This is a genomic window from Actinophytocola sp., from assembly GCF_036378875.1.
In the GTDB taxonomy this organism is placed as follows: domain Bacteria; phylum Actinomycetota; class Actinomycetes; order Mycobacteriales; family Pseudonocardiaceae; genus Actinophytocola.
The window spans coordinates 13340-25424 of record NZ_DASUVO010000020.1 but is presented as its reverse complement, the minus strand read 5'-3'; the positions used below and the strand labels follow the sequence as shown (position 1 = coordinate 25424).

Sequence of the window (12085 nt, the reverse complement as noted above, 5' to 3'; positions counted from 1 at the left end):
TGTTGCGCTCGCGTCTGGCCGGTGGTCGATGACCGCCGTTTACGAAGAGTTCTCGCTCGACACGCTCACCATGCCGCTGGCGCGGTTCAGCGGCGCCGCGGCCAGTTCGGCACGCACTCTCGACGACGTGCTCGCCGAGACCGCGGCCCGCCACCCGTTCGCACTCGCGCTCGACGACGGCACCACGGCCCTCACCTACACGGCGCTGTTGACGGTCGTCGACGAGTTGCGTCAGAAGCTCGTCGCGCAGGGGATCGGCGCCGGCGACCGGGTCGGCGTCCGCGTGCCGTCCGGCACGGCCGACCTGTACGTGTCGATCCTCGCGGTGCTCGCGGCAGGCGCCGCCTACGTGCCCGTCGACTTCGAGGACCCGGACGAGCGGGCCGAGCTGGTGTTCGGCGAGGCGGCCGTGTGCGCGGTGCTGGGCGAGGGCTGCGCGATCACGATGCGTGACACGCCGATCGGCGATGGCCCGGCGACCCCGGACGACGACGCGTGGATCATCTTCACCTCCGGTTCCACCGGTAAGCCGAAGGGAGTCGCGGTCAGCCACCGGTCGGCGGCCGCGTTCGTCGACGCCGAGGCCCAGCTGTTCCTCGTCGACGACCCGATCGGGCCGGACGACCGCGTGCTCGCCGGCCTGTCCGTCGCGTTCGACGCCTCCTGCGAGGAGATGTGGCTGGCCTGGCGGTACGGCGCGTGCCTGGTGCCGGCGCCCCGCTGGCTCGTCCGCACCGGTGTCGACCTGGGGCCGTGGCTCGTCGAGCAGGAGATCACCGTCGTGTCCACGGTGCCGACGCTCGTCGCGCTGTGGCCGGCCGAGGCACTCGACGACGTGCGGCTGCTGATCCTCGGCGGCGAGGCCTGCCCACCGGAGCTGGCGGCACGGCTCGCGCAGGACGGCCGCGAGGTGTGGAACACCTACGGCCCCACCGAGGCGACGGTCGTCGCGTGCGGCGCCCGCATGACCGGCGACGGCCCGGTGCGCATCGGCCTTCCCCTTGCCGGCTGGGAGCTCGCGGTCATCGACGCGGCCGGCGAGGTCGTGCCGATGGGTGACACCGGCGAGCTGGTGATCGGCGGCGTCGGCCTGGCCCGCTACCTCGACCCGGCCAAGGACGCGGAGAAGTACGCGCCGCTGCCCTCGCTCGGCTGGGACCGTGCCTACCGCAGCGGCGACCTCGTGCGTGCCGAGCCGGAAGGCCTGCTGTTCCTCGGCCGCGCCGACGAGCAGGTCAAGCTCGGCGGCCGGCGTATCGAGCTGGGCGAGATCGACGCCGCGCTCCAGGCCCTACCGCTGGTGACCGGCGCGGCGGCGGCGGTCCGCACCACCGCGAGCGGCACGCAGCTCCTGGTCGGCTACGTCGTCACCGAACCCGACTTCGACGCCGAGAAGGCGGTCGACCGACTCCGGGAGGCGTTGCCGGCGGCGCTGGTACCGCGCCTCGCGGTCGTCGACACGCTGCCCACCCGCACGTCCGGCAAGGTCGACCGGAACGCGCTGCCCTGGCCGCTGGACCTCGGTGAGGTGGCGGCCGGGGAACTGCACGGCACGCAGGCGTGGCTCGGCGAGCGCTGGGCCGAGGTGCTCGGCACGCCGCCGGCCGGACCGGACGCCGACTTCTTCACCAGCGGTGGCGGCAGCCTCGCCGCCGCTCGGCTCGTGTCGCTGGTGCGGGCGGACTACCCGACCGTGTCCGTCACCGACGTCTACCACCAGCCGACCGTCGCCGGCCTCGCGGCGCTCCTCGACGAGTTGGCCGGCGGTCACACCGCGACGCGGGCCGTGACCCCGGTGCCGCGCCGGGCCGCCATCATCCAGATGCTCGCGACGCTGCCGCTGCTGACGCTCGTCGGACTGCGCTGGACCGTCGTGCTCGGCGCGATCGGGAACGTCGTCGGCTACCCGTGGACCGTGTCGTGGTGGCTGCTGGGCCTCGGCTGGCTGCTGTTGTTCAGCCCGCCCGGCCGGCTCGCCATCGCCGCAGGCGGCGCACGGCTGCTCCTCAAGGGCGTCAAGCCGGGCACCTACCCCCGTGGTGGGTCCGTGCACCTGCGGCTCTGGGCGGCCGAACAACTCGCCGAACGGTCCGGTGCCACGGACCTCGCCGGTTCCTGGCTCACGCACTACGCCCGCGCGCTCGGCGCGAAGATCGCCGAGGACGTCGACCTGCACTCGTTGCCGCCGGTCACCGGCATGCTCAGGGTCGGCCGGGGTGCGGCCGTCGAGCCCGAGGTGGACCTGTCCGGGCACTGGGTCGAGGGCGACGTGGTCCACATCGGCAAGATCCGCATCGGCGCGGGTGCCGTGGTCGGCGCCCGCAGCACGCTGTTCCCCGGCGCCCGGGTCGGCAAGCGTGCCGAGGTCGCGGCCGGCTCCGGCGTGACCGGGTCCGTGCCGACCGGGCAGCGCTGGTCCGGCGTGCCCGCGGTGAAGGCGGGCAAGACCACGCGCCGCTGGCCGAAGGTCCGGCCTGGCCGTCGCCGCACCTGGCTCGCCGTCTACGACGCGACGTCGATGGCACTGTCGCTGCTGCCGGCGGCGTCCGCACTGCCGGCGCTGTGGCTGCTGACCCTATTTCCCATGACGCTCGGCGGGCTGCTCACGGCGGTGCCCGCCGTGACCGTCGCCTGGTTCGTGACTCATGCGCTCGTCACGCTCGTGAGTGTGCGGCTGCTCGGCATCGGCATGCGCGAGGGACACCACCCGGTGCGCGGCCGGGTCGCGTGGCAGGCGTGGACCACGCTGCGGCTCATGGACTCCGCCCGCAGCCTGCTGTTCCCGCTGTACGCCGGGCTGTTCACGCCGGTCTGGCTGCGGGCGCTCGGCATGAAGGTCGGCCGCAACGTCGAGGCCTCGACGGTGGTCGCGCTGCCCGCCATGACCACGATCGGTGACGGTGCCTTCCTCGCCGACGACACCATGGTCGCCGCCTACGAACTGGGTGGCGGCTGGCTGCGAATCGCCGCCGTCCGGGTCGGCAAGCGCGCGTTCGTCGGCAACTCCGGCATGGCCGCGCCGGGCCGCTCGGTGCCCAAGCGCGGGCTGGTCGGCGTGCTGTCCGCGGCGCCGAAACACGCGAAGGCCGGCAGCTCCTACCTGGGCATGCCGCCGATGAAGCTGCCGCGGGTCGCCGACTCCGCTGACGCGGGGCGCACGTACGAGCCACCGAAACGCCTGCTCGTGGCCCGCGCGCTCGTCGAGCTGTGCCGGATCGTGCCGGTCATGTGCTCGGTCGCGCTCGCGGTCGGGGTGCTCGCGGGCATCGCGGTCCTCGGCTTCCCGCTCGGGCTGCTGCTCGCCGGAGTGCTGCTCGGCGCCGCCGGAGTGGTGGCGTGCCTGGTGTCCGCGGCCGCGAAGTGGTTGCTGGTCGGGCGGTTCCGGGCCCGCAACCACCCACTGTGGAGTGCCGCGGTGTGGCGGGGCGAGCTGGCGGACACGTTCGTCGAGGTGCTCGCCGTGCCGTGGCTCGTCGGCGGGGCCGGCGGGACACCGCTGATGTCGTGGTGGCTGCGGGCACTCGGCGCGAAGGTCGGGCGGGGCGTGTGGTGCGAGTCGTACTGGCTGCCGGAGGCTGACCTGGTCCGCCTGGGTGACGGGGCGACCGTCAACCGGGGGTGCGTTGTGCAGACCCACCTGTTCCATGATCGGATCTTGCGTATGGACCAGGTGACGCTCTCGGCGGGCGCGACGCTCGGACCGCACGGCATCGTGCTGCCCGGAGTGACGGTCGGCGCGCACACATGTGTCGGGCCGGCGTCGCTGGTGATGGCGGGCGAGCAGGTGCCGGCGGGCACCCGCTGGCTGGGCAACCCCGTCTCGGCATGGCGCTGAAACAGTTCCGGGTCTCGCACTACGACCTGGACCTGCGCACCAAACCGGCGACCGGGCGATTATCGGGACATGCCCGGCTCAGGGTGGTCGCGTCCGCCGTCGACGCGCCGCTCGACCTGGACTTCGGTTCGCTTCGGGTCGAGCGGGTGCTCGTCGACGGCCGGCCGGCGCGCTGGACACACCGCGGCGGGAAACTGCGGGTCCGGGGTCGTTTCCTCGTGGACACGCCGTTTTCGGTCGAGGTCCGCTACGCCGGGCGGCCCGAGCCGATCCACACCCGGTACTGGGGCGACGTTGGTTGGGACGAGCTGACCGACGGCGTCATCGTGGCCAGCCAGCCCGTCGGCGCGCCGTCCTGGTTCCCCTGCACCGATCTCGTCGGGGCGAAGGCGACGTTCCGGATCGCGGTGACCGCACCCACGCAGTACACCGTCGTGGCCAACGGTGTGCTGGCGTCCCGTGCGTCCAGCGGCTCGACCACGACGTGGACCTACGTGTCCGACGAGCCCATGGCGCCCTACCTCGCCACCGTCCAGATCGGACGATATGAGCGGGTGCTGGTGTCGTCCGGCCAGATCCTGGCCGCCTCACGGGGACGGCTGGCCGCCGCCCAGCACGACTTCGGCCGGCAGCCCGGGATGATGCGGGTGTTCACCGAGCTGTTCGGGCCGTACCCGTTCAACGAGTACGCGGTCGTGGTGACCGACGACGAGCTCGAGGTGCCCGTCGAGGCGCAGGGCCTGTCGATCTTCGGTGCCAACCACGTCGACGGGAAGCGCGGGTTCGAGCGGCTGGTCGCCCACGAGCTGGCCCACCAGTGGTTCGGCAACAGCGTCGGGCTGGCCGACTGGCGGCACATCTGGTTGAACGAGGGCTTCGCCGCCTACTCGGAGTGGCTGTGGTCGGAGCGGTCCGGTGGACCGTCCGCGACCACCCTGGCCGACCGGTCACGGGCCATGCTGGGCGGCCTGCCGCAGAACCTCCGCATCGGTGACCCGCCGACCCGCGACATGTTCGACGACCGCCTCTACCAGCGGGGCGCACTGACCCTGCACACGCTGCGCACCCAACTGGGTGACGTTTCGTTCTTCGCACTGCTACGGGATTGGACCGCGACGCACCGCCACCGCACCGCGACCACGGACGACTTCGTCGCGCTGGCCGAGCGGCACGCGGGTCGATCACTGGGCGGGTTCTTCGACGCGTGGCTGTTCCAACCGGCACTCCCGTAGCCCCCCGGGTCCCCGGTTTCGTCGGTCGCCGGTTTTAGACTGCGGTCCTTCCCACCTGAAGGAGCACGCGTGCCAGAGCCGAACGGATCCCCGAACGGCGTGACGGAACTGGCGGTGGCGGGGCAGCGTCCCGTCGGCCTCGTGGTCGGCACCGTGGCCGCCAGCCCGCTCGAGTTCTCCGTCGGGGTCGCCGCAGACCAGTACCTGCAGCTCGACGACGTGGTCGTCACCAGGCGCAAGCTGCCGGACGGCAGCGAGGTGCAGATCGCGGGCGTCGTGACCAACATCGAGGCCGGGCACGAGGGCGCCCGGTTCGCCTCCGACGTGTTCCTGATCAAGGACGGGGCGCTGCCCGCCGAGGTGTCCGAGGTCGCCGAGGTCACCGTCACGCGCGTCGAGCCCGAGGTGTACGTGCCGCCGCGGCCCGGCAGCGAGGTGAACAGGGCGGTCGGCGAGGAACGGGACTCCGCGCTGTACTTCGACACGATGGCCGACGCGAAGGTGCCCGTCGGCCTCGGGCGCGACGGGCAGCCCGTGTTCCTCAACTTCGACTTCGTCGACGGCACCCGCGGCGGTCACGTGTCGATCTCCGGGGTGTCCGGTATCGCCACCAAGACGTCGTTCGCCACGTTCCTGCTGCACTCGATCTTCAACTCGGGCGTGCTGGCCGGCGAGGCGCACAACACCAAGGCGCTGATCTTCTCGGTCAAGGGCGAGGACCTGCTGTTCCTCGACTACGACAACTCCCGGCTGCGCGACGAGTTCCGCGCCAAGTACGGGCTGCTCGGACTGCCCGCGACCTCGTTCCGCAACGTGCAGGTGTTCGCGCCGCCCCGGCCGGGCGACCCCAACGGCACGCCGGACGTGCGGGCCCGCGACCGTGCGGTCAGCCCGTTCTACTGGACGCTCGCGGAGTTCTGCGAGCAGGAGCTGATGCCGTTCGTGTTCGCCGACGGCGAGGACGAACGCGCCCAGTACACGATGCTGATCGGCCAGGTCGCCGCGCGGCTGAAGCGCGACTACCAGAAGGTCGGCGCGGACGGCGCGATCTCGGTGTCCGGTGTGGACACTCGCAACGGCGGCCCCGTCCGCACGTTCGACCAGCTCGTCGCCTTGATCGAGGACGAGCTGCTCGACGACGAGCTGCGCCGAGACTGGGTGGCCGGTTCGACGTCCATGGGCAGCGTCAACGCGTTCCTGCGGCGGCTGCGTTCGGCGGTCAAGCCGCTCGAACGGCTGATCCGCGCGGACCTCAAGGACCGGGGCGACCGGTCGCTCACCACGTCGAAGGCGCAGGTCACGGTCATCGACCTGCACAACCTGCCCGACCGCGCGCAGCGGTTCGTGGTCGGTGTGTCGCTGCGGCAGGAGTTCCGCCGCAAGGAGGAGCAGGGCACCGCGCGTCCGCTGATGTTCATCGTGCTCGACGAGCTGAACAAGTACGCGCCGCGGGACGGCGACAGTCCGATCAAGCAGATCCTGCTCGACGTCGCCGAGCGTGGCCGGTCGCTGGGCGTGATCCTCATCGGCGCGCAGCAGACCGCGTCGGAGGTCGAACGCCGGATCGTCGCGAACTGCTCCATCCGCGTGGCTGGCCGGCTCGACCCCGCGGAGGCGTCGCGCCCGGAGTACGGCTACCTGCCGGCCGCGCAACGGCAGCGGGCGACGATCGCCAAGCCCGGCACGATGTTCGTCTCGCAGCCGGACATCCCGGTGCCGCTCGCCATCGAGTTCCCGTTCCCCGCGTGGGCGACCCGGTCGTCCGAGAAGGGCACGTGGCACGGGGTGGACGACGGACCGGCCCCGCCCGCCGATCCTTTCGCAGGTTTGGACGACGACCCACCGCCGTTCTGAGGGGACAAATGAAGATCCTGCACACCGCCGACTGGCACGTCGGCAAGGTGCTCAAGAACCAGCCGCGTATCGACGAGCAGGTCACCGTCCTCGGACATCTGGTGGAGATCGCTAACGAGGAAGATGTCGACCTCGTCGTGGTGGCAGGGGACCTGTTCGAGACCGCCGCGCCGACACCCGCGGCTCAGGGCCTCGTCATGCGCACCCTCGTCGCGCTCCGTCAGGAGGGCCGCCACGTCGTGGTGCTGGCCGGCAACCACGACAACTCGCGGCTCGTGCAGGACGTGTACCGGCCGGTGCTCGGTGAGCTGGGCATGCACGTGATCGGCACGCCGCAACGTCCGGATCGCGGCGGCACCCTCACGCTGACCACGCGGTCGGGGGAGCAGGCGGTGGTGGCCGCGCTGCCGTTCCTGTCGCACCGCGTCGCGGTGCGGGCCGCGGAAGTGTTGCTGCACAACCCGTCGCAGCACAACCAGGACTACGCGAACCGGGTCAGGGCGATCATCGAGACGCTGTGCGCCGGGTTCACGAGCGACAGCGTCAACCTGGTCACCACGCACACCACGATGCTCGGCGGCCGGTGGGGTGGTGGTGAGCGGGCCGTGCAGACGTTGCTGGGCTACGAGGTGCCGCCGGACGCGTTCCCGACGAGCACCCACTACGCCGCGCTGGGGCATCTGCACCGCTACCAGGAGATCGGCGGCCCCTGCCCCATCGCCTACTCGGGCTCACCACTCGCGCTCGACTTCGGCGAGGAGGCCAACGAGCCGGTGGCGCTGATCGTCCAGGCGACACCGGACACGCGCGCGTCGATTCGTCCGATGCCCGTGCGCGGTGGCCGGTCGCTCGCCACCCTCCGCGGCACGGTGGACGAGGTGGTGGCGGCGGGCGAGGAGGCCGGTGACGCGTTCCTGCGGGTGATCCTCACGCAGAAGGCCAGCGCCGGGCTCGCCGACATGGTGCGCGAGAAGCTGCCGAACACGCTCGACGTGCAGATCGACGAGACGTACCGCGCCAAGTCACAGACCGGCGAGGTGCGTTCGCGCATCGGTCGCACGCCCACCGACCTGTTCGCGGACTTCCTGTCGGAGCGGGAGATCGACGACCCACGACTGGGTGCCATGTTCGCCGAACTGCTGGACGAGTCGAGCGGAGGTCGCTGATGCGTCCGTTGCGCCTGGTGTTCGAAGGGTTCGGCAGCTACCGCGACGAAACCGACGTCCAGCTCCACGACGTCGACTTCTTCGTGCTCACCGGACCAACCGGGTCCGGCAAGTCCACGGTGATCGACGCGCTGTGCTTCGCCCTCTACGGGACGGTGCCACGCTGGGGCAAGGGCCACGCCGTCCGCAACGCGCTCGCCCCGTCGGTCAACGAGGGCAAGGTGTGCCTGGTGTTCGAGGCCGCCGGCGACCGGTACGCGGCCGTCCGGCTGCTGCGGCGCACCGCGCAGGGCAACGTGCAGACCAAGGAGGCACGCCTCGACCGGCTCGACCCGAGCCTGCCGGCGGACGCCGACCTCGCCAAGCTGCTGGAAGTGGCGCAGCCGATGGCGGAGGGTGAGAAGGTCACCGGCGCGGTGTCCGAGCTGCTCGGCATCGGCTACGAGCAGTTCACCCAGTGCGTCGTGCTGCCCCAGGGCCGGTTCGCCGAGTTCCTGCAGGCCAAACCCGGTGACCGGCAGGACCTGCTGATCCAGCTGCTGGCCTACGCCGTCTACGAGGACGTCGGACAGCGGGCGCGTGAGCGAGCGAAGCTGGCCGCCGGGAAGCTCACCATGGCCGAGAAACGGCTCGCCGAGATGGGCACGGTCACCGACGAGGTGGTCGAGGCCGCCGCGCGCCGGGTCGCCGACCTGGAGGCGCTCGTGCCGGCCGTGGACGAGGCCGTGGAGAAGATGGCCGAGGTCAGGGAGAAGTGGAAGGACGCCAACGCCGCCACGAAGACCGCTCGGGAGCAGCTCACCGGCCTCACCGGTTTGCGCAGGCCGGGTGACGTGGTCGACCTGGCCACCCGGATCGCGGACGCCGACGAGCAGATCACCCGCAGGCAGGCCGAGCGCACAGCGGCGGAGGAGGCCGAGGCAGCCGCCGAAGCCGCCCGCGCCGACCTGCCGGAACAGGCGGAACTGGTTCGCTGGCGCGACGCCCACACCCGGCTGGCGACGCTGACCTCCCGGCTGGAGCGTCTTCGTGCGGACGCGTCCGCCTCGGTCGCCGCCGAGGAGTCCTCGGCGGCCGAGTTCGCCACGGCGGAACAGGCGCTGGTCGCCGCCGAGGCCGCGTCGGCCTCGGCTGACCGGGCCCACCGCGCGGTCGCGCTCGCCGCCGACCTGGTCGAGGGCGAGCCGTGCCCGGTGTGCCGCCAGCAGGTCCACGATCTGCCCCACCACGCGGTGCCGACCGACCTCGACGAGGCGCGGCTCGCGGTGAAGAACGCGAAGTCCTCGGTCACCGCGACGCGGCGGGCCCATGCCGACGCGAGCAAGGCCGCGGCGGCGGCGAAGGCGGACGTCGAGGGCGCGTCGCGACAGTCCGCCGAGCTGACCGCGGAGCTGAGTGCCGCGCCGCCGCTGGCGGAGGTCGAGGCCGTACTGGAGCAGCGTGCGGCCGCGGACGCGGCCGTCGAACGGGCGCGGACCCGTGCCCGTGGCGCCCGCCGAGCCGTGGAGGATGCCCAGCGGGAACGAACCGCGCTCGGCGACGAGGAGCAGCAGGCGTGGGCAGCGCTCCGTGCCGGCCGCGACCGGTTCGTGGCACTCGGCGTGCCGCCGGTGGAGGGCACCGATCTCGCCGCCGCCTGGCAGAGCCTGCTCTCGTGGACCGGTGCGCAGCGGGACGCGCTGACGTCGCGGGTCGCGGAGTTGGAACAGGCCGAACGGGACTTCCTCACCGAGGGCACCTCGGTACGCACCGAACTGGCCCGGCTGCTCGACGAACACCGTATCTCGTTGCCGGACAAGGAAAAGCCGGATGTCGTGCTCGCGCGCAGCGTGGCCGACGCGCGCCGCGACCTGACCGACCTGGAGTCGCGCCGCACGCAGTCGGCGTCGCTGGCCGCCGAGGTCGAGCAGTGCCGCGAGGAGGAGCAGGTTGCCCGCATGCTGGGGAACCTGTTGAAGTCCAACGGTTTCGAGGCGTGGCTGTGCCAGGAGGCGCTGGACTCGCTGGTGATCGAGGCGTCGGAGATCCTGATGCAGCTCTCCGGCGGCCAGTACGAGCTGCAGCGGGACAACCGCAACGACCTGGTGGTGGTGGACCACAACGACGCCGGCACCACCCGCCCCGTCAACACGCTGTCGGGAGGGGAGACGTTCCAGGCGTCGCTCGCGCTGGCGCTGGCCCTGTCACACCAGGTCGTCGGCCTGTCCGGGGGCAAGCGGGACCTGAACTCGATGTTCCTGGACGAGGGCTTCGGCACCCTCGACGAGGCCACACTGGACACGGTGGCGGCCACATTGGAGCGTCTGGCTTCCGAAACCGACCGGATGGTGGGCATCGTGACGCACGTGCCGGCCCTGGCCGAACGGGTCCCCGTCCAGTTCGCGGTCACCCGCGACGGCGCGTCGTCCCGACTTCGGCGCGTCGAGGTGTAATGGTGCCCTCATGACCGGAGTTCTCACGCCCATCTCCTACTCCGTCGACCCATGGGATCCCGGGTACGGGGTCGCGCGGGGCGACGAGTTGGACGGCCGCGAGTCGTCCGCCCGTCTCGACCTCGACGTCGAGCTGCCGGCGTCGTCGTGGCGGCCGCTGACGCCTGGCGATGGGCCACTGCCCGGTTCGGTGCTGTTCCTCGACGGTGTGCGGCGGATCGACGCGCGTGTGTGGGTCCACGGCGACGGCCCCGAGCCGCTGCCCGGTGTCATCGCCTCCCTCGCCGCGGGCCTGGTCCGCTGCGACGGCGCCGCGCAGCTCGTCAAGGTGGAGGTCGACCGCGGCCTGTACGCGGAGTCCGGCGGCGACGTCGAGACCCGCCATGCCCGCTACCGCTTCCACCGCACCCTCGGCGGGCTGGACAAGCTGACGCTCGGCGTGCAGGCCCGGCTCGCCGCCCTCGAGGTGGAGCTCGCCAACACGTGGCGCCGAGAGTCCAATGTGGAGGACGATCTGTTGGTGGTGGACGGTCCGCTGCGTGGCCGCACCCACCTCGCCCGCACGGTCGGTTACGTGAAGACGCACCAGAAGTCGTACCTGCAGGCCTCGCAGGCGGAGGTCGTCGCGTCGCTCGGGCCGGGGCAGCGCAGCCCGGTGTTCAAGATGGGGACCTCGTGGGAGCGGCTGTCCTGGTACCTACGTCTGCCGGGCGCGACGCGGGCGCCGTGGTCGGCGATCGTGCGGCTGGAGTGTGCGGCCGACCTGCCGGCGCAGGACGCGATCGCGCTGGCCGACGTGACCGCGCAGGTGCTGCCGTCGCTGGCGAGCGCCCCGCACAAGGACCCGCGTGCCCCGCAGAACCTGGTGCCGATCGGCGGGTTGGAACGGCAGCTGCGGCACCGCCTGGGCGATGCCGCGCTGCTCTACCGGTCGCTACGCGGCGCCCTGGCCGCTTAGCGTCGGCAGGGCCGGTCGCGGCGCGGACGCTGCTTTCGCGGGTGCTGCCGCGATCGCGAGCCCCACCAGTCCGACCAGCATCAGCACCCCGTGCGCGATGCGGAACGGTGCCGGTGTGAAGAACTGCGGCAGGAACAGCACGAACCCGGCCGCGAACGCGAACCCGCTGTACTTGGCGACGGTCCCGGACCGCCACACCGCGACCGCGACGAGCACAGCGCCGACGCCGAGCAGGATCAGCCCGACGGCAAAGGACGTGACGGCGAAGGGGTTGTAGCGCACGGCTTCCGCGACGGCGAGCAGGTTGCTCCCCTTGGTCGCGGCGGCGTGCAGCCCGAAGTCCTCGGCGCCGTAGTACGGGAGCGTGAGCCCGGCGCCGGCCCACGTGACGGCCACCGCCCGGATGCCGACGATCTCCCGCATCCCCAGTAGGGCGAGGGACACCAGCACGAACCCGACCATGGCGAAGAGATGCGAGACGACCCAGGCGTTGGAGCCCATGGCCTCGAGCGCCCCGGCAGCGGTCGTCTCGTCGGTCCACGGCCGGAAGGCGGGGTAGAGCAGGAAAAGCAGGCCTGCGACGGCTAAAGCGATTCTGGACACGGGGT

Annotated in this window: 7 protein-coding genes; 6 read left to right on the top strand and 1 reads right to left on the bottom strand. The window is 72.0% G+C overall.

The window, feature by feature from the left end; all coding sequences use genetic code 11:
* Window positions 1-28 precede the first annotated feature (28 nt).
* From VF106_RS05350 to VF106_RS05325, 6 genes are all read left to right on the top strand, one after another.
* Window positions 29-3835, top strand: a complete 3807-nt coding sequence (locus VF106_RS05350; protein WP_414638869.1) for a Pls/PosA family non-ribosomal peptide synthetase — start codon at window positions 29-31, stop codon at window positions 3833-3835.
* A complete protein-coding gene (locus VF106_RS05345; RefSeq protein WP_330838425.1) occupies window positions 3826-5067 on the top strand; it encodes a M1 family metallopeptidase in 1242 nt (413 codons plus the stop codon). The genes VF106_RS05350 and VF106_RS05345 overlap by 10 nt, the downstream gene beginning before the upstream one ends.
* 69 nt (window positions 5068-5136) lie before the next feature.
* Window positions 5137-6921 carry an ATP-binding protein gene (locus tag VF106_RS05340; protein ID WP_330838424.1) on the top strand — a complete coding sequence of 595 codons (1785 nt, stop codon included), beginning with the start codon at window positions 5137-5139 and terminating at the stop codon, window positions 6919-6921.
* 8 nt (window positions 6922-6929) lie between these two features.
* Window positions 6930-8087 carry an exonuclease SbcCD subunit D gene (locus tag VF106_RS05335; protein WP_330838423.1) on the top strand — a complete coding sequence of 386 codons (1158 nt, stop codon included), beginning with the start codon at window positions 6930-6932 and terminating at the stop codon, window positions 8085-8087.
* Window positions 8087-10519: an AAA family ATPase gene (locus VF106_RS05330; RefSeq protein WP_330838422.1), complete on the top strand. Its 2433-nt coding sequence runs from the start codon at window positions 8087-8089 to the stop codon at window positions 10517-10519. The genes VF106_RS05335 and VF106_RS05330 overlap by 1 nt, the downstream gene beginning before the upstream one ends.
* Window positions 10520-10529: 10 nt before the next feature.
* Window positions 10530-11477 (top strand): DNA double-strand break repair nuclease NurA, encoded by a 948-nt coding sequence (locus tag VF106_RS05325; RefSeq protein WP_330838421.1) that lies wholly within the window; start codon window positions 10530-10532, stop codon window positions 11475-11477.
* On the opposite strand, the gene VF106_RS05320 is transcribed toward VF106_RS05325, so the two are convergent.
* A complete protein-coding gene (locus VF106_RS05320; protein ID WP_330838420.1) occupies window positions 11454-12080 on the bottom strand; it encodes a hypothetical protein in 627 nt (208 codons plus the stop codon). The two genes, VF106_RS05325 and VF106_RS05320, sit on opposite strands and share 24 nt — an antisense overlap.
* Window positions 12081-12085 lie beyond the last annotated feature (5 nt).

Excerpts from the sequence above, each read along its gene's own strand:
- VF106_RS05335 (WP_330838423.1), top strand. The coding sequence starts at position 6,930 with ATGAAGATCCTGCACACCGCCGACTGGCACGTCGGCAAGGTGCTCAAG.
- VF106_RS05325 (WP_330838421.1), top strand. The coding sequence starts at position 10,530 with ATGACCGGAGTTCTCACGCCCATCTCCTACTCCGTCGACCCATGGGAT.
- VF106_RS05350 (WP_414638869.1), top strand. The coding sequence starts at position 29 with ATGACCGCCGTTTACGAAGAGTTCTCGCTCGACACGCTCACCATGCCG.
- VF106_RS05330 (WP_330838422.1), top strand. The coding sequence starts at position 8,087 with ATGCGTCCGTTGCGCCTGGTGTTCGAAGGGTTCGGCAGCTACCGCGAC.
- VF106_RS05345 (WP_330838425.1), top strand. The coding sequence starts at position 3,826 with ATGGCGCTGAAACAGTTCCGGGTCTCGCACTACGACCTGGACCTGCGC.